Origin of the sequence: Selenomonas bovis DSM 23594 (assembly GCF_000381005.1) — a bacterium.
Lineage (GTDB): Bacteria > Bacillota > Negativicutes > Selenomonadales > Selenomonadaceae > Selenomonas_C > Selenomonas_C bovis.
In genome coordinates this window covers 107,535-125,643 of sequence record NZ_KB908381.1, presented here as the reverse complement: position 1 = coordinate 125,643, position 18,109 = coordinate 107,535, and the positions used below count along the sequence as shown (strand labels likewise).

The window sequence follows — 18,109 nt, the reverse complement described above, 5'->3', positions numbered from 1 at the left end:
ATGGAAAAGAAAATATGGATGCTTTTGCTATGCGTGGCACTCGTCTGCCTGGGGGCGGCGACATGCTTTGCAGCTGATACACAGAAAAGGGGAGAAGGAACTATGGCAAACCGTGTGGCAGTAATTGAGACGAATCTCGGTACGATCGAGCTGGAACTTTTTGAGGATAAGACGCCCGTTACAACGCAGAATTTCATCGATCTTGCGCAGAAGGGATTTTATGACGGCGTGATCTTCCATCGCGTCATCGACGGCTTCATGATCCAGGGCGGCGATCCGACGGGGACTGGCATGGGTGGCCCGGATTATACGATTGAGGACGAATTTCTGCCGGAGCTTACGTTCGCGGGTGAAGGTGTGCTCGCCATGGCGAATACGGGACGCCCGCACACGGGTGGCAGCCAGTTCTTCATTACGCTTGCGGCGACGCCGTGGCTCAACGGTCATCATACGATTTTCGGCAAAGTTGTCAAAGGCATGGACGTCGTGCACAAGATCGGCAAGGTCGCGACGGACTTTTCCGACCGCCCGCTCGAGGATGTCGTCATGAAGCATGTGACGATCTGCCCGGCAGATGAAACGGCGAAGTGAGCGCTTATACCTACATCGTACGCTGCGCGGATGGCACACTCTATACGGGGTGGACCAACGACGTCGCGAAGCGCGTCGCCGCACATAATGCGGGACAGGGCGCGAAATATACGAAACCGCGTCGTCCTGTGCGCCTTGTTTATGAGGAGGTATTTGCTTCCAAAGAAGAGGCGATGCGGCGTGAGTGGCAGATCAAGCAGCTGCCGCGTGACGGGAAATTGGCGCTCATTGACAAGGTAAAGGAAAGTCAATATAATGAATAAGTTGACAATCGAAGACAAAGGGGCGTTTTTCATGGCAGATAAAAAGGTTCTTGTGACCGAAGACGGCTATAATAAACTTGTAGAAAAACTCAATTACCTCAAGAGCGTCAAGCGTATCGAAATCGCAGACCGCCTGAAAGCGGCCATCGCGCTCGGCGATCTCTCCGAGAACTCTGAGTATGATGATGCAAAGAACGAGCAGGCGTTCCTCGAGGGTGAGATCCAGGAACTCGAGGCAAAGATCCGCAATTCGGATATCATCAAGGCCGGTGCCGGTGATGTCGTGCAGATGGGATCGACGGTCGTCGTCGTCGATCAGGAGTTCGCAGAGGACGGGCCGGAGACTTTCATGATCGTCGGTTCGACGGAGGCAGATCCGGACGAAGGAAAGATTTCTAACGAGTCGCCGCTCGGACAGGCCCTGCTCGGTCAGAAGGTCGGTTCCGTCGTCGACGTGCATGCGCCTGCAGGCGTCATCAAGTACGAAATTCAGGAAATCAAGGGCTGAAGCAGGTCCTGAGACTACAGATAGATGGGAGCAACCAAGAGAATGGCTGAAGAGAAGCAGAAAAAGGGGCAGCAGGCTCCGCAGGAAGACCTCAATGATATGATGAAGGTACGTCGGGAAAAGATGGAGGCGTTCCGTGAGATGGGCGTCGCGCCGTTCGGCCATCGCTACGATGTCACGCATCATGCGGCAGAGATCAAGCGCGACTACGACCATCTTGAGGGAGACGATGAGGGCACGGAGGTTCGCATTGCCGGCCGCCTCATGGCGATTCGCGGACATGGCAAGGCTTCGTTTTGCACGCTCAACGACCGCACGGGGAACATCCAGGTCTATTTCAAGATTGATGTGCTGGGCGAAAAGAAATATAAGGAAGAATTCCGCAAGCTCGATATTGGTGATATCATTGGTATCCGCGGCGTCGTATTCAAGACGCATCGCGGCGAGGTCACGGTGCGCGTCGAAGATTTCGACCTTCTTTCCAAATCGCTGCGTCCGCTGCCTGAGAAGTTCCATGGCCTGCAGGATGTCGATATCCGTTACCGTCAGCGCTATCTCGACCTCATCATGAATCCCGAGGTGCGTGACACGTTCCGCAAGCGCAACCATGTCATCAAGTCCATTCGCAGTTACCTCGATGCACGGGATTACCTCGAGGTGGAGACGCCGGTGCTTTCGACGATTGCCGGTGGCGCGGCGGCACGTCCGTTCATCACGCATCATAATGCGCTCGATATCGATCTGTATCTGCGCATCGCGACGGAGCTGAACCTCAAGCGACTCGTCATCGGCGGCTTTGAACGCGTCTACGAGATGGGACGCGTATTCCGCAATGAGGGCATGGATGTCCGCCACAATCCGGAGTTCACGACCATTGAGTTCTATCAGGCGTACGCGGACTATACGGACATGATGGATATCACGGAGGGACTCGTCGTCAATGCGGCGAAGGAAGTCCTCGGCACGCCGGTCATCAACTACCAAGGGGAGGAAATCGACCTCAGCAAGGTGAAGCGCATCAGCATGAATGACGCGGTAAAAGAGGCAACGGGGAAGGATTTCCTTTCCTGCACGACCGTTGAGGAAGCTCGTCACATGGCGGATGAGATCGGCGTTCCTTATGAAGAGCGCCACGGCATCGGCGGCATCCTCAATCAGGCCTTTGAAGAAAAGGTGGAGGAGACGCTGATGCAGCCGACGTTCATCACGGGACATCCGACGGAGATTTCCCCGCTGGCGAAGCGCAATCCCGAGGATCCGCGAATTACGGATCGCTTCGAATTCTTCATCTACGGCCGCGAGCTCGCTAACGGTTTTACAGAGCTCAACGATCCGATCGATCAGGAAGGACGTTTCCTCGATCAGCTCAAGCAGCGCGAGGCAGGCGATGACGAGGCGCACGTCATGGACCGCGATTACATCACGGCCATGGAATATGGCTTGCCGCCGACGGGCGGTGTCGGCATCGGCATCGATCGCCTTGTCATGCTCCTCACGGACGCGCCGTCGATCCGCGATGTCCTGCTGTTCCCGACCATGAAACCGCTCGATTGAGTGATTGCGCTGATGTTTTGGGGATTGCTGATGCAGTAGTAATTCCTTATTGACAAGCAGACAGCAGGTGTCTGCTTGTCTTTTTTCGTGGGAGACGGACTGCAACCTCAAGAGCGCATTGGATGGAAGAGGTACACGGCGTGAGATTGTTTCCATCTAGTAGCAAATTTGATATAATGTAACGACGTAGAGACATTGTAGTGCGTCATTGCAGCCCAATGGAGCGGATAAGGGGGAAGATAGCGTGCAGATCGCGATGGAACAATTGCTCAGTCGGTTTGAGAAATATATTTCTTTCGATACGCAGTCGGCAGAGGAAAAAATGGATATCTGCCCCTCGACATCGGGGCAGATGATTTTCGCGCGGGCGTTAGCGGCTGAGCTGAGAGAACTTGGACTCTCTGAAGTCACGCTCGATGATCATGGCTACCTTATGGCTACGTTGCCTGCGAATGGCGGCGGGCAGGCTCCTGTCGTCGGTTTCATCGCGCATCTCGATACGAGTCCCGACGCGGCGGGCGGGCCTGTACGACCGCGTGTCGTCACTGCCTATGACGGCGGTGATATCGTGCTGAATGCGGCGCAGGGCATCGTGCTTTCTCCACATGAATTTCCAGAGCTGGCCGCATATCGTGGCCAAGATATTCTTGTCACGGATGGTATGACGCTGCTCGGTGCCGATGATAAGGCAGGCATTACAGCCATCGTGAGTGCAGCGGAATATCTGTTGTGCCATCCGGAAATCAGGCACGGCAAGATACGCCTCGCCTTCACGCCGGATGAAGAGACAGGGCGCAGCGCACTGCGCTTCGATGTAGAAAAGTTCGCCGCTGCCTTCGCCTATACTGTGGATGGTGGTGCAATCGGCGGGTTGGAGTATGAGACGTTCAACGCTTCGAATCCAGTGGTCGTCTTTCATGGCTGCAATGTTCACACCGGTGATGCAAAGGGGAAGATGCGCAATGCGCTCTCTATGGCTGCCAAATGGCAGGCTATGCTTCCCGAGGGCGAAAAGCCGGAATATACGGAAGGGCGTGAGGGATTCTTCCACGTTTACAAGCTGGAGGGTACCGTAGAGCGTTGTACGATGCACATGCTCGTCCGTGATCATGACCGTAAGAGGTTCGAGGCGCGTAAGGCATATCTTGCACATCTCGCCGATTGTTTCAATGTCAGTTATGGCGCTGAGACTGTAGAACTTACGATGCCGGATGTCTACTATAATATGCGGGACAAGATCATGCCTGCGCATGAGCAGGTTGTCGCGCTTGCCGCGCGTGCCATGCGCGAGGCAGGTGTGGAACCGGCAGTCATGCCGATCCGCGGCGGCACAGATGGCGCGCAGCTATCGTACCGCGGCTTGCCGTGCCCGAACATCTTTACCGGTGGCCTGAATTATCACAGCCGGTATGAGTATTTGCCGCTTCCCTCTCTGAAGGCAGCGGCGGAAACGGTGCTGCACCTCATGGTGGATGCGGCAGCAGTGGGAGGGGATGGCCATGAAGATCATTGATGCGCATCTTCATTATGAAAAGGACGCCTATTTCGATGAAATCGCGCGTGCAGCACATCATGAGAACAGCGAGGAGCATCTGCGCGAGCAGTATGTACAGCGCGGTATCGTGCATGGTATTGTCATGGGCAACCGCCCGGTTTCTGAGGTGGCATGTCACTACCCTGAGTTCCTGAGCTACTGCGTGGGCATCGGCGATATCGAGGCGTTCTTTGCCGCGCCAGAGGCTTCTGTGAAATTCGTGCGCCGCCATCTGGCACGGCGCGGTTGCGTGGGAATCAAGCTCTACCCAGGCTATCAGTCCTTTTATATTTATGACGAGAGACTCTCACCACTCTATGAGATAGCCGCGGCCTGCGGCAAGCCGGTTGCGGTTCACATGGGACTTACGGCTTCGGAGGAGGCTCTGCTGAAATACAGCCATCCGTTGGTGATGGATGAGGCGGCAACGAGGTTCCGTGATGTTTCGTTCGTTATGTGCCATTTCGGTGAGCCGTGGTTCACCGATGCGGCGGCCGTGTTGGAAAAAAATCCGAACGTCACGGCGGATCTCTCCGGTATTCTGGAAGGGAAGATCACGGATTTCGACGCGTTCCTGCAGGAGAAGCGGTTCTATATCGAGCGGCTGAAAGGATGGCTGGCTTATCTAGGTCGCTATGACAGATTCATGTTCGGCACTGACTGGCCACTGGCAAATCTCGGCGATTATATCGCTTTCACGAAGGAGATTATCCCGAGGGCACATTGGAATCAAGTGTTCTTTGAGAATGCGAACAGGATTTATCAGCTGGGTCTGTAAGCTGCAGGATGAGGAGCCTAGGTCGTTCCTGCCTCAGGGCGCGATGCACGCTGTTTGTAGAAATGACGTTGGTACGTATAATTCATAAAGAAAGAAGAGGATTTTATGGCATTACTGGAAATAAAAAAAGCGGGCGACCCGGTTTTGAAAGAAATCTGTCTGCCGGTGGAGCGTGTGGACAAGAAGATGAAGAAACTGCTCGATGATATGGCGGAGACGATGTACAACGCGGATGGCGTGGGCTTGGCTGCGCCGCAGGTAGGCGCCAAACTGCGCGCAGTGGTCATCGATGTACAGGACGATCATGGGCTCATCGAGCTCATCAATCCTGTGATCACCTACCGGGAGGGGACAGCTGTGGATACAGAGGGCTGTCTCTCGGTTCCTGACATCTATGGAGAAGTGGAACGCGCGGCGCGCGTCAAGGTGGAGTTCATGAATCGCCGCGGCAAGATGCAGCATTTGACGGCAGAGGGATTGCTGGCGCGCTGCATCCAGCATGAATGCGATCATCTCGACGGGCAGCTGTTCATTGATATCGCGCAGAGCGTGCACAAGGGGGCGCAGGCATGAGGAAGTTTCGTGTGGTATTCATGGGGACACCTGAGTTTTCTGTACCGTGTCTTGCCATGCTCCATGAGACTTGCGAGGTCGTCGGTGTCGTGACGCAGCCGGATAAGCCGCGCGGGCGCGGCCAGAAGCTCACGCCATCGCCGGTCAAGGCATTCGCTGTCTCAATGGGATTGCCTGTCTATCAGCCGGTCAAGGTCAAGGAGGCCGCATTCGTGGAGCAGCTCGCGGCGCTCGCACCTGAGCTCATCGTCGTCGTGGCGTTCGGGCAGATCCTCTCACAGAGGATTCTCGATATCCCAGACTATGGGTGCATCAATGTCCACGCATCGCTCTTGCCGCACTATCGCGGCGCGGCACCCATGCAGTGGTGCGTCATCAACGGCGAGCGGGAGACAGGCGTCACGACGATGCGCATGGACGCGGGCCTCGATACAGGCGACATGCTGCGTAAGAGGACATTTCCGATTGGCGAGGATACGACGCTTTCCGAGGTGCATGACGGCCTGATGGCCTTAGGGGCGGATGTGCTGCGTGAGACACTGGAGGCGCTTTCTGACGGCACGCTCGTGCGCGTGCCGCAGACAGGAGCGTCGAATTATGCACCGATGCTCGACAAGGAGACAGGTCATATCGATTGGCAGCAGCCCGCGAAAAAAATCCACGACCTCGTGCGAGGTCTCGATGCGTGGCCAGGCGCATATACCTTCCTCGGCGGCAAGAAATACAAAATTTGGAAGACGCGTTGCACAGGGGAAAAAGCGGCAGCAACGCCGGGGACAATCCTTGCGGCGGATCGCAGGACAGGGCTGCGCGTAGCGGCCGGAGACGAGGTGCTCGAAATTGTCGAGCTGCAGGCTCCCGGCAAGAAACGCATGACGGCAGCAGAATACCTCAACGGCCATCCGTTTCAGCTGCCGGCACGTTTCGAGGAGCACTGAGAGAGCTTACACTCTTTTGAGTGTGAAGCGTTCACGAAGCTGATGATTGTTGCATTATCTTCATGATGGAGTAATTCCTATGGAAGCAAAGAAATCGAAACACAGGAAAGATGCCAGGACAAAGGCGGCGGTGGTCAGCGATGTCATCGCGGGGCGGCCGAAAAAACGACTTTTCATCGGTATGCTCTCCCTTACGAGCGTATGCATGGCGCTCGTGCTCTTTCTCATCTGGTATATCGGCGTGCCAGGCCTGGCAGCCATCCAGCCGTGGCTGCCGACACTTTTGGGCATCGTGTTCACGGCTATGATCCTTCTTGCCTTTTTTGGCATCTTCAATATGGTTCTCGCCGTGAGTGGTTGGCCGTATCTGCCGGTCTTGCAGAAGCAGACGTATGAGCTCATCAATGCGCTCTTTCCGTTTGCTGTCTATCTAGGACACATCTTCGGCATCAAGCGGCGTCGGCTCGAGGGTTCCTTTATCGCGGTGAGCAATCTGCTGTTTCGACGGCGGAAGATCCGCGTACCTGCGGACAAGCTGCTCGTCGTGACACCACACTGCCTGCAGCTCGCCAGCTGCCCGCACAAGATTACACGGGATCCGCACAACTGCAAGCGCTGCGGACGTTGTGACATCGGCGCGCTCGTCACGTTGGCAGACGAGATGGGCTTTCACTTCTTCGTGGCAACGGGCGGCACGCTCGCGCGTCAGATCGTCTACAAAACACGGCCTAAGGCTGTGCTCGCGATTGCTTGTGAGCGCGACCTCATGAGCGGTATCCAGGATGTATATCCTTTGCCGGCGGTCGGCGTACTGAATATACGCCCCAATGGGCCGTGTTACAATACCCATGTCGATATGGCGCTCATACGGGCGCAGCTTGCGGAAATCATTCTGCCGGGAACATCCGGACAGAGAGAGGAGGCCGGTGATGGACAAGGTACGCAACCTAGCCGTAAGAATCCTGAGTGAAGTCAATGAAGAGGGAGCCTACGCCAATGTCGCGCTGGCACGAAACCTGAAGAAAGCGGAACTCACGGAAGTCGACCGCCGGTTCCTCACGGAACTTTCTTACGGCGCCGTCAAGGCGGGCGGAACGCTGGACTGGATGATCCGCCATTATGTCAACCGTCCCATCCGCAAGATTCCGCCGATGATCCGGAATATCCTGCGCCTGGGGTTCTATCAGCTCTTCTATATGGATAAAGTGCCTCCATCTGCCGCCTGCAATGAGTCTGTGGAGCTGGCTAAGAAATACGGACATCCCGGCATTGTGAAATTCGTGAATGCCGTCCTGCGTGCTGCGGTGCGCGCGCCGGAAAAGTGCGCGTTTCCGTCGGGGAAAGGCCATGCGACGGAAGAACTGGCGCTGCGGTCGTTTCATCCACAGTGGTTGGTGCGACGTTGGGTCAAGATGTTCGGCTATGATGCGGCATGTGCGCTCTGCACTTTTGACAATGGAGATGCCGTGCTTTCTTTGCGTACGAATACGCTGAAGACGACGCGGGAGGATCTGCTTTCCGCACTCGCATCGGAGGGAGCGGTGGCAGAGGTCTCGCGTTGGGCGCCCGAGGGAATCCTCTGCCGCTCGCATGGCGCGTTAGGTGCGATGGCGTCTCTGCAGAAGGGCTTTTTCCAGGTACAGGATGAGAGCTCTATGCAGGTGGCACATGTCGTTGCTCCCCAGCCGGGGGAGTTCATCATCGACTGTTGCAGCGCACCGGGTGGCAAGACGACGCATCTCGCGGCGCTCATGAAGAATCAGGGCCGCATCGTCGCCGGCGATATCTATGAGCATAAGCTGGCGAAAATCGAGGAAAATGCCGCGCGCCTTGGCATCTCCATCATCGATACAGAACTGCTCGACGCGCGCGACGTCGGTCGCCGTTTCAAGAGCCAGGCAGACCGCGTGCTTGTCGATGCGCCCTGCAGCGGACTCGGCGTCCTGCGGCGCAAGCCGGATGCGCGGTGGAAGAAGGACGAAGCGGCAATCGCAAAGCTGCCGCAGCTGCAGCTTGATATCCTGACGAGCGCCGCGGCTGCTGTCCGCCCGGGCGGCGTTCTCGTCTACAGCACCTGTACGATAGAGCGCGCGGAGAACGAAGAGGTCGTGGAGGCGTTCCTCGCGACACATCCGGAGTTCTCCCTCGCCGAGACGGGGAGTTTCCTGCCGACGCAGCCGCGCGTAGGCAGCATGGTGCAGCTCTATCCGCAGGTAGACGGTACGGATGGATTCTTTATCGCGAGGATGGAAAGGAAGCAGCAGTGAAGAAAAATCTTTTCGGATTAACCATCGAGGAACTGGGAGAGGCGCTTTCGCCTCTGCAGGTTCCGGCATTCCGTGCCAAACAGATTGCCGCGTGGCTGTATCAGCGAGGGGCGGGCTCTTTTGCGGAGATGACCAATCTCCCTAAGCAGCTGCGCGCTGCGCTCGACGAAAAGTTCACGATTTCCACGGCGCGGCAGAAGGCGGCCCTCCATTCTGCCGATGGCAAGACGAGCAAGTTCTTGCTTGAGTTTGCAGATGGCACGGCGGTGGAGTCCGTGCTCATGCGTCAGCCGTATGGCAACAGCATCTGCATCTCCACGCAGGCGGGCTGCAATATGGGCTGCGCTTTCTGCGCTTCCACTCTTCATGGCATGGCGCGCGACCTCACGGCGGGCGAGATGCTCGCGCAGGTGCTCTTCATCGAGCGGTTTCTCAGCCAGGAGAACGGCAAGGTGGACACGATGGTGCTCATGGGTTCCGGCGAGCCGCTGATGAATTATGATCAAGTTCTTTCCTTCCTGCGCCTTGTGCATGCGACGTATGTGCTCGGCATGAGCTATCGCAGCATCACGCTCTCTACCTCCGGCATCGTACCGCGCATCTACGCGCTGGCGGAGGAGGGCATCCCCATCAGCCTCTCTATCTCCCTGCATGCGCCTGAGGATGCGCTGCGCTCGCGTCTGATGCCCATCAATCGCAAGTATCCGCTGGCAGAGGTTGTGGCGGCGGGGAAGGCATACGGCGACAAGACGAAGCGCCGCGTGACATATGAGTATATCCTCATCGATGGCGTGAACGATAGTCTGGAGCAGGCGCGCCTGCTGACGCGCCTCCTGCGCGGACAGCTTGCGAGCGTCAATCTCATCCCCATCAATCCTGTGGTAGAACGTCATCTGCTGCGTCCGCCGCAGCAGCGTGTAGAGGCGTTCGAGCAATATCTCGACGCGCATCATATCGCTGTGACAGTGCGGCGGGAAATGGGCGCGGATATCAATGCGGCCTGCGGCCAGCTGCGCAACCGACATTTGCCGCAGGCACAGGATGATGCCTGATGTACGCTGATTCTAGGCAAGAGCAAGACAGCGATACAGATTTCTGCTATAATAGGGGAGAATTTTCAGAGAGTCGCTACAAATGGGAGGCATGCTTTCATGGGCATGGCAAAATGGGAATCGTTTTTGGAGAATCACATCGAAGGGTTTTTCAATCGTCGTTTTTCGAGCGATCTGGAGCCAGTAGAACTCAGCAAGGCGTTGCAGCGGGAACTGGTTCAGAAGAGGCGGAAAGCGTCAGACGGGCATGTCGTACCCAATGAATATGCGCTTGAAGTCGGTGCGGCGGATTATGAGCGCCTCTGCGCGCAGCGCATTATCGATGAACTTCATGCAGATGTGGAGCGCACGGTGATACTTGAAGATTGTTTCATGGATGGGACACTCTCCATCCGGATGGAGAAAAGCAAAGAGAAAAAAGGTGTCCTGCGGGTGCGCTCGCGGTTTTCCTCGCAGGTGGAAACGCCTCCTGATGCTGTCGAGCCGCATACGATCGTGCTTGATCGGGCGGATTTTGCGCGGCCACTCAATCTGCCGCGCGTGCATGAGATCGCTTCTCTCACCGCAGTGCGCGGCGTGGATAAAGATTCGTACCTCGCCATAGGCGAGAAACAGATTTATATCGGCCGTCTGGAAAAGAACGATTTCATCCTGACAGATGCCAATGCTTCTCGCTTGCATGCATATGTGAACTACGAGCGCCATCGCCATGTACTGCACGATGCGGAGAGCACGAACGGCACCTTCGTCAATGGGCACCCGGTTACGTCTGTCTGTCTGCAGGCAGGCGATGAGATCCAGATTGGCAGCACGATACTGCTCTACGAGGTACTATGAGGTGATTCGATGCCATCGACAGCTTTTTTCTTGAAGGCCGTCAGCGTTCTTTTCCAATATGGGATGCTGTTGGTCCTGCTCGCTTATCTCGCACGCTTCCTCCGCATCACGGCGGGGGAGTTTCGGCGTGAACGCGCGTCCCTGCAGCAGGTGCAGGCGGCACCGCACGAGGCGGTGCTGTCTGTCGTGGAGGCGCGGGAGTCCTCGGGGCTTCTTGGCCGCCGGTATGCGTTCAGCGACTTGCTGCTCATCGGGCGCGGGGAGGACTGCGACATCGTGATTCCTGACGCCTATGTCTCCCACCATCATGCGCAGATCACCGCGCGCGGCAATCAGTATGTTCTCGAGGATCTCGGCAGCCGTAATCATACGTATGTAAATGGTGCGGAGATAGATGGCCGTACGTATCTTACGCCGGGGGATATCATCCGCATCGGGTTCGTTTCGTTGAAGTTTGAGAGGTGAGGACGTTGGCTTCTTGCTATGCGTGCACAGATGTCGGGCGCGTGCGGCCGACGAATGAAGACAGTGCGCTCTGTTTTGCGCCGGGTGTCTGCCTGGTGGCGGATGGCATGGGCGGTCACGCAGCTGGCGAGGTTGCAAGTGCTCTGCTCGTGCAGACGGTGCAGTCGTACCTCGAGGCGGAGGCACGGCCGTGGGGAGAGGAATCCCTGCGCCGCGCCGTACGCGCTGCCAACACCGCAATCCTTGCGGAGGCGTCGCAATTCCCCGCCTGTGAGGGTATGGGAACGACGGCGACTGTTTTCTCGTATGCAGACGACAAGGGCGTCTGGGCGCACGTCGGCGACAGCAGGCTCTACCTTTTCCGACGCGGCACACTCCTGCAGATGACGCGGGATCATTCGTATGTGGAAGGACTTGTGGAGAATGGCTCCATCACGCAGGCGGAAGCCCGTATCCATCCGCGGAAGAATGTCCTCACGCGGGCTGTCGGCGTGGAGGAGGAGGTCGAGATCGACACGGGGAGCTTTGAGATCAAGGCTGGCGATACCGTCCTGCTCTCGACGGACGGCTTGACCAATATGGTCACGGATGAGGAAGTGGCGTCCTTGCTCAGCGGTTCCGCAGAGGATCCCGCGCGTGCGCTCGTCGATGCGGCGAATGCTGCGGGCGGCAAGGATAATATCACGGCAGTGGTGGTGAAGTTTCCATGAGTCAGCGTATTTCAGCGCAGCGCATGAGCTGGGGGTTGCTGGCGCTTTCCTTCTTGCTGCTCGCGTTCGGTCTAGGCGTTCTCGCGTTGCGCTCGTCGCAGACAGGGGTGACGCAGTCCGTATTGCAACCGTTGGCGTATCTTCCCTGGGTTGCAGCTGTTGCTGCAGCGGCTATGTTCCTACAGGCGATGCTGCTGCACTGCCGCGTTTCCCCCTGGCTGTTGCCGTTCAGTTTTTTCTTCGCGAGTGTCGGACTCGTGGAGATTGCGCGTCTCAAGCCCATTTTGTTCATTCCGCAGCTGCGTTGGCTGCTCATCGGTATGGCGGCGTTCCTAGTCGTCCTTCGTTGCGGGCGGCGCATTGTCGAATTGACCTCATATCAATATATGCTCGGCCTTTCCTGCCTCGTCCTGCTCGCATTGCCTTTGCTCTTCGGCACAGAGATCGGCGGCAGCCGCAACTGGCTGGTGCTGGGACCGGTGCAGGTGCAGCCTTCGGAGTTCAGCAAGATTTTGCTCGTGCTATTCCTCTCCGCATATCTTGCAGACCACGAGGAAGTTCTGACGTCGGCAAAGCATCGTTTTCTGCTGTTTCGCCTGCCGCCCCTGCGCTTCATCGCGCCGCTTCTTTGCATTTGGGGCATGGCAATCCTCATGTTTGTTGTGGCGAGAGATCTCGGCTCGGCTTTGCTTTTTTTCGGCATTGCGGTTTTCATGACATATATGGCGACAGGTAGTCGGTCGTATGTTTTCATCGCCCTGCTTGTATTCGTCGCCGCTGCGGCAGTCAGCTATGCGCTGTTCGGCCACGTGCGCGTTCGTTTCGATATCTGGCTCAACCCTTGGGCGGATCCTAACGGCATGGCCTATCAGGTCGTACAGTCGCTCTTTGCTTTCGGATCTGGCGGAGTTTGGGGGACTGGATTTGCCCATGGTCATCCGGGACTCATTCCCGAGGTACATACGGATTTCATTTTCGCCGCGATTGCGGAGGAACTCGGGCTGATCGGTTCCCTGACGCTGCTGCTTGGATATGCCGTGTTTTTCCTTATTGGCATCCGCACAGCCCTGTCTGGTGAGACGATGGAGCGCATCCTCCTGTCCGCTGGCGTGAGCGTCGTTTTCCTGCTGCAGGCATTCATCATCATGGCGGGCGTGACGAAGTTCCTGCCGCTCACGGGCATTACTCTGCCGTTTGTAAGCTATGGCGGCAGCTCGATGGTCTCAAGTTACCTCCTTCTCGGCTTGCTGGCGGTGCTCTCACAGAGGAAAGGAGGGCATGCGGCATGAAAAAAGAACGAGAACGCATGGTGAAGCAGCATGTCTTGTACAGCGCTGCTTTCTTGCTCGGCCTATTGCTCCTCCTGGCACTCTATATCATTTACCTCCAGGGCTTCGGCGCAGATCGTCTGGCACATCATCCGCTGAACCAGCGTAACGCGCAGGCAGAGGCAGAGATTCAGCGCGGTTCCCTGCTCGATGCGAAAGGGCGGGCGCTCGCGCAGAGCACAGCGCCCGCGCAGCGAAGTTATCCCATGGGGGCTGCGATGGCGCCGGTGACAGGATACATCGGTGAGCGGATTGGCAGCGCAGGCATGGAGGCTCATGCCAACCAGGATTTGCTTGGTAGGACAGAGGCGCTTACGCGCCTGGGGCCGATTGCACAGCTCTTCCAGGCAGACCGCGGCAATGATGTGAAGCTCACCGTCAATGCGGATGTCCAGCAGGCCGCCTATGATGCCTTCGCGGGGCGCCGCGGTGCCGCCGTGGTGCTCGACGCGGAGACCGGTGCCGTGCTGGCTATGGTCAGCTGCCCGTCCTATGATCCGGCGGCTGTAGAAATGGACTGGGATCGTCTACGTCAGCAGGAGGCGGGACCGCTGCTGAACCGGGCGGTCTACGGGATGTATCCTCCCGGCTCGACCATCAAACCGCTCATTGCTGATATCGCATTGGCGCAGGGAGCAACAGATGAGACGGAGGTCTTTGACTGCACCGGTGCGCTCGATGTGGGCGGCGGACAGACCATTCGCGAAAGCCACGGTGAGGTGCACGGCCGCGTTCGGCTGGCAGAGGCCATCGAGGAATCATGCAATGTGACCTTCGGTACGCTGGCATTGCGCCTCGGCGGCAAGAAGCTGAGCGACGGTTTTGAGCGGTTTGGTTTTTCGCGGGAAATCACTGGAGATTTTACGGGAACTGCGGCACATCTGCCGGAGTTTACGAAGCTCGGACAGGGCGATCTCGCGCAGGTCGGCATCGGTCAGAGCTCGCTGCTCGTCTCGCCGATGGAGATGGCACTTCTCGCCTCTGCCTTTGCCAATCATGGCACGGTCATGCAGCCATATCTCATCGACTCCGTCATTACACCGGGAGGTGTCACAGTGCGCGAAGGCCAGCCGAAAAAATGGTTTGACGCGACGACACCGGAGCGCGCGGCACTCATCGAGAGGTACATGGAACAAGTGGTCCAAAAGGGCACGGGGACAGCTGCCCGCGTCAGCGGCATACGCGTTGCCGGCAAGACGGGAACTGCTGAGAATTCGCAGGGCAGGGATCACGCATGGTTCATCGGCTCTGCGGATGTCGATGGCAGGAGAATCGCCTTTGCAATCATTGTGGAGAACAGCGGCGGCGGCGGTATAGCAGCCGCGCCGATTGCCCGTAAGATCATACTCAGCATGGAATGAATGGGGGAGACGTAAAATGACGAACCGTGTTCTTGATCAGCGCTATGAACTTCAAGAGATGGTCGGCGGCGGCGGGATGGCGGATGTCTATAAAGCGCATGACAAGCTGCTCGATCGCCCGGTCGCCGTGAAGATTCTGCATGCGCAATTCAAAAGCGATGAGGAATTCATCAAGAAGTTTCATCGGGAAGCGCAGGCGGCCGCGCGCCTCTCTCATCCGAATATCGTCAACATCTATGATGTTGGTGTGTCGGGCAACGATCATTATATTGTCATGGAATATGTGCCGGGACGTACCCTCAAGGAGCTCATTAAGCAGGAGGGGCATCTTCCGGTCCCAGAGGCACTGCGGATTACGCGGGAAATTGCGGATGCGCTCGCGAATGCGCACGCGCATAATCTCGTGCATTGCGATATCAAGCCGCACAATATCCTCGTGATGCCGGATGGTCATACAAAGGTGGCGGATTTTGGCATTGCGCGCGCCGTGACAGAATCGACGATGACGTACAGCGGCAACGTCATCGGTTCCGTGCATTATTTTTCGCCGGAACAGGCGAAGGGTTCCTTGATCACGCCGAAATCGGATGTCTATTCCCTTGGCGTCGTCCTCTATGAGATGCTCACGGGACAATTACCATTCACTGGTGAGACGCCTGTGAGCATTGCAATGAAGCACCTGCAGGAGGAGCCTGTCTCTGTGCGGCAGCTCATCCCGTCTGTTCCTCCTGTAGTAGAGGCGCTCGTCTCCCGCATGATGGCGAAGGATCCTGCCATGCGGCCAACGAGTGGCGAGCTCGTGCGTTCGATTCGTCAGGCGGAACAGCTTCTCGGGGGGGGGCAGGGCGCAGCGGCGGATCCTTATGCCACGCAGGTCCTGCCTCGGGTGGGGGACATTCCCTCACGCCGTTCCGATATGAATCAAGGCCGACCGCTGCCTGCTGAACCAGAAGAGGGGCAACGTTCATTCTTCCGTTCCAAGAAATTCATCTTCGGACTTCTCTGTGTACTCGTGCTGGGCTTCGGTCTGGGTGCTTTCCTTTCTTTCGGCAAGTTCTGGAGCACGGAGGAGGTCGTCGTGCCAGATGTCGTGGGCAAGCAGATGACGTTGGCGCGCCAGATTCTTGAAGATAAGAAGCTGCGCGTCAACGTGGCGGAGACGTATGATGCCGATGTGCCGCCTGGCCAGGTTGTCTCGCAGACACCGGAAGCCGGCTCCAAAGTCAAGGAGGAGCGGCTCGTGACCATCTACGTGAGCAAGGGCGGGGAAGAGCTCACAATGCCTGATCTCAAGGGCCTCTCTAAGAGCGATGCCGAAGCCAAGCTCAAGAAGATGGGGCTGAAGCTTGGCAATGTGTATGAAAAAGCCTCAGATGAGGAAGTTGGAACGGTTATCCAGCAAGACCCGCATGCGGGCAGCAAGGTCAGCAAGGGTCAGGAGGTCGACATTATCGTGAGCAAGGGGCCGAAAGAGAAAAAGGTCTCCGTTCCGAATGTGACAGGCGCATCGCTCGAGGGTGCACAGAATGCACTCGCAGCGAAAGGACTACATGTCGGTAATGTCACGAAGAAAGAGAGCAATCAGACAGCCGGTACGGTATTGAGCCAGTCGATCGCTGGTGGCAGCGAAGTAACAACTGGCACGAGTGTCGATCTCGTCATCGCTGCGCAGCCGCAGGCACAGGGACAGAGGCAGCAGAAAGCAACTGAGGCCAAAGAACCGCCGAAGAAGAATGAGAGCAGCAAGACGCGCTGAGGCTGCCAAAGGTCGCACAGAAGGGAGTTTTTCATGAAGCAGGGCCGTGTACTGAAGGCTTATAATAGTTTTTTCTATGTCCTTGCGCCGTCTGGCCTCGTGACCTGCAAGCTGCGTGGCAAGTTCAAGAAACGCCAGGTCATCTGCCCCGGCGATTTGGTTGCGTATGATCTCCTGCCTGACGGAACGGGCGTGATCGAGCGCCTGCTCCCGCGCGCAAGTCTCATGCGCCGTCCTGCGGTCGCGAATATCGACCAGGCGGTGCTGACCTTTGCTGCTGCGCAACCGGACCTGCATCCATTGCTGCTCAGTCGATTCCTCGTGCTCGCTGAATGGTCAGGCATTTCCTCCATTGTCATCTGTATCAATAAATGCGATCTGCTCGGCACGGCGGCAGATGGTTTCCTCGAAGCGTATGAGTCACTTGGCTATCCCATCCTACGGGTATCAGCGCACGAGGGAAATGGCGTTTCAGCGCTCGCGCGTCTGTTGCCGCATCATGTGACCGTCTTCGCCGGACCGTCTGGTGTCGGCAAATCCTCGTTGCTCAATGCGATAGATCCAGCGCTCACGCTCGCGACTGGCCATGTCAGCGAGAAAATCAAACGCGGACGTCATACGACGCGCGTGGCAGAGCTTCTGCCATATAAGGAAGGGTATATTGTTGATACCCCTGGGTTCAGTTCGATGACACTTGAGGGAATCGAAGCGCAGGCATTGCCGACATATTTCCCTGAGATGCGGCCTTATCTCGGCCAATGCCGCTTCGCCCCTTGCTCGCACAGTCATGAACCGGACTGTGCCGTCAAGGCGGCGGTACAAGAGAAAAAAATCCTGCCAGAACGGTATGAAGCCTATCTCGCCATTCTGCAGGAGATTCAAGCAAGAAAGAAGGATTATCAATGATCAAGATCGCTCCCTCCATCCTCTCGGCGGATTTCAGCAAGCTCGGTGCGGAAGTTCAACGTGTCGTGGCTGCTGGTGCGGAATATATCCATATCGACGTGATGGATGGCACCTTTGTTCCAAACATTACAATCGGCGCGCCCGTTGTAAAATCCCTGCGCAAAGTGACCGATGCCGTATTCGACGTGCATCTCATGGTCGAGCATCCGGAGACGCAGATCAAGGCCTTTGCGGAGGCAGGAGCAGATATCATCTGTTTCCATATCGAGACGGCAAAGCATCCGCACCGCATCGTACAGGAAATTCACGACGCTGGCTGCCGCGCGGCCATTGCACTCAATCCCGGCACGTCGCTCGCGATGATCGAGGAACTGCTGCAGGATCTTGACATGGTACTCATCATGACGGTGAATCCGGGGTTTGGCGGGCAGAAGTTCATCGCTTCGACGCTCGACAAGATCCATATGCTGAGCCATACCATCCATGATATGGGCTATGATTGTGACATCGAGGTGGATGGCGGTATCAATGAAGAGACGGCAGCGCTCGTGACATCTGCAGGTGCTAACGTGCTCGTGGCGGGCAGCGCAGTCTATGGCACGCCTGATGTGCAGAAGGCCATCGCCGCCATTCGTGCGGCGGAGCAGCCGCATGTCTGCCATGATCATGCACAGGAAGAAGAATGAGG

General features: G+C 57.0%; 19 protein-coding genes. All 19 read left to right on the top strand.

Features of this window, described 5'->3' with window-relative positions:
* The 19 genes from F599_RS0103165 to rpe all read left to right on the top strand — a co-directional run bounded on the left by F599_RS0103165 (nucleotide 1) and on the right by rpe (nucleotide 18,107).
* Nucleotides 1–591, top strand: coding sequence for a peptidylprolyl isomerase (locus F599_RS0103165; RefSeq protein ID WP_026327770.1), 591 nt, complete (start codon nucleotides 1–3; stop codon nucleotides 589–591).
* Nucleotides 588–854 carry a GIY-YIG nuclease family protein gene (locus F599_RS0103160; protein WP_019542083.1) on the top strand — a complete coding sequence of 89 codons (267 nt, stop codon included), beginning with the start codon at nucleotides 588–590 and terminating at the stop codon, nucleotides 852–854. Before F599_RS0103165 ends, F599_RS0103160 begins: the two co-directional genes overlap by 4 nt.
* A gap of 31 nt (nucleotides 855–885) precedes the next feature.
* Nucleotides 886–1,362, top strand: coding sequence for a transcription elongation factor GreA (greA, locus tag F599_RS0103155; protein ID WP_026327769.1), 477 nt, complete (start codon nucleotides 886–888; stop codon nucleotides 1,360–1,362).
* A 42-nt stretch (nucleotides 1,363–1,404) separates the two neighbouring features.
* Nucleotides 1,405–2,916, top strand: a complete 1,512-nt coding sequence (lysS, locus tag F599_RS0103150; protein ID WP_019542081.1) for a lysine--tRNA ligase — start codon at nucleotides 1,405–1,407, stop codon at nucleotides 2,914–2,916.
* 244 nt (nucleotides 2,917–3,160) lie between these two features.
* Entirely contained in the window at nucleotides 3,161–4,429 is a 1,269-nt protein-coding gene (gene pepT / locus F599_RS0103145; protein ID WP_019542080.1) for a peptidase T, read from the top strand.
* A complete protein-coding gene (locus tag F599_RS0103140; RefSeq protein WP_019542079.1) occupies nucleotides 4,416–5,228 on the top strand; it encodes an amidohydrolase family protein in 813 nt (270 codons plus the stop codon). Before pepT ends, F599_RS0103140 begins: the two co-directional genes overlap by 14 nt.
* 105 nt (nucleotides 5,229–5,333) lie before the next feature.
* The gene (def, locus tag F599_RS0103135; protein ID WP_019542078.1) at nucleotides 5,334–5,801 is read left to right on the top strand and encodes a peptide deformylase; all 468 of its coding nucleotides are present in this window, start codon (nucleotides 5,334–5,336) and stop codon (nucleotides 5,799–5,801) included.
* Nucleotides 5,798–6,739, top strand: a complete 942-nt coding sequence (fmt, locus tag F599_RS0103130; protein WP_026327768.1) for a methionyl-tRNA formyltransferase — start codon at nucleotides 5,798–5,800, stop codon at nucleotides 6,737–6,739. Before def ends, fmt begins: the two co-directional genes overlap by 4 nt.
* A 79-nt stretch (nucleotides 6,740–6,818) precedes the next feature.
* The gene (locus F599_RS0103125) at nucleotides 6,819–7,709 is read left to right on the top strand and encodes a DUF116 domain-containing protein (RefSeq protein WP_019542076.1); all 891 of its coding nucleotides are present in this window, start codon (nucleotides 6,819–6,821) and stop codon (nucleotides 7,707–7,709) included.
* Nucleotides 7,669–9,006, top strand: coding sequence for a 16S rRNA (cytosine(967)-C(5))-methyltransferase RsmB (gene rsmB / locus F599_RS0103120; protein ID WP_019542075.1), 1,338 nt, complete (start codon nucleotides 7,669–7,671; stop codon nucleotides 9,004–9,006). Before F599_RS0103125 ends, rsmB begins: the two co-directional genes overlap by 41 nt.
* Nucleotides 9,003–10,058, top strand: coding sequence for a dual-specificity RNA methyltransferase RlmN (gene rlmN / locus F599_RS0103115; protein ID WP_019542074.1), 1,056 nt, complete (start codon nucleotides 9,003–9,005; stop codon nucleotides 10,056–10,058). The genes rsmB and rlmN overlap by 4 nt, the downstream gene beginning before the upstream one ends.
* Nucleotides 10,059–10,157: 99 nt before the next feature.
* On the top strand, nucleotides 10,158–10,895 hold the full coding sequence (locus tag F599_RS0103110) for an FhaA domain-containing protein (protein WP_019542073.1): 738 nt from the start codon (nucleotides 10,158–10,160) through the stop codon (nucleotides 10,893–10,895).
* A 9-nt stretch (nucleotides 10,896–10,904) separates the two neighbouring features.
* Entirely contained in the window at nucleotides 10,905–11,360 is a 456-nt protein-coding gene (locus tag F599_RS0103105) for an FHA domain-containing protein (RefSeq protein WP_019542072.1), read from the top strand.
* A 5-nt stretch (nucleotides 11,361–11,365) separates the two neighbouring features.
* A complete protein-coding gene (locus F599_RS0103100) occupies nucleotides 11,366–12,070 on the top strand; it encodes a Stp1/IreP family PP2C-type Ser/Thr phosphatase (RefSeq protein ID WP_019542071.1) in 705 nt (234 codons plus the stop codon).
* Complete coding sequence (locus tag F599_RS0103095; RefSeq protein ID WP_019542070.1) at nucleotides 12,067–13,359, top strand: FtsW/RodA/SpoVE family cell cycle protein; 1,293 nt, start codon at nucleotides 12,067–12,069, stop codon at nucleotides 13,357–13,359. The genes F599_RS0103100 and F599_RS0103095 overlap by 4 nt, the downstream gene beginning before the upstream one ends.
* The gene (locus F599_RS0103090; protein WP_019542069.1) at nucleotides 13,356–14,759 is read left to right on the top strand and encodes a peptidoglycan D,D-transpeptidase FtsI family protein; all 1,404 of its coding nucleotides are present in this window, start codon (nucleotides 13,356–13,358) and stop codon (nucleotides 14,757–14,759) included. The genes F599_RS0103095 and F599_RS0103090 overlap by 4 nt, the downstream gene beginning before the upstream one ends.
* 16 nt (nucleotides 14,760–14,775) lie before the next feature.
* A complete protein-coding gene (pknB, locus tag F599_RS0103085; RefSeq protein WP_019542068.1) occupies nucleotides 14,776–16,515 on the top strand; it encodes a Stk1 family PASTA domain-containing Ser/Thr kinase in 1,740 nt (579 codons plus the stop codon).
* Nucleotides 16,516–16,548: 33 nt separating this feature from the next.
* Nucleotides 16,549–17,421, top strand: coding sequence for a ribosome small subunit-dependent GTPase A (gene rsgA, locus F599_RS0103080; protein WP_019542067.1), 873 nt, complete (start codon nucleotides 16,549–16,551; stop codon nucleotides 17,419–17,421).
* On the top strand, nucleotides 17,418–18,107 hold the full coding sequence (gene rpe / locus F599_RS0103075; protein ID WP_019542066.1) for a ribulose-phosphate 3-epimerase: 690 nt from the start codon (nucleotides 17,418–17,420) through the stop codon (nucleotides 18,105–18,107). Before rsgA ends, rpe begins: the two co-directional genes overlap by 4 nt.
* Nucleotides 18,108–18,109: the final 2 nt, after the last annotated feature.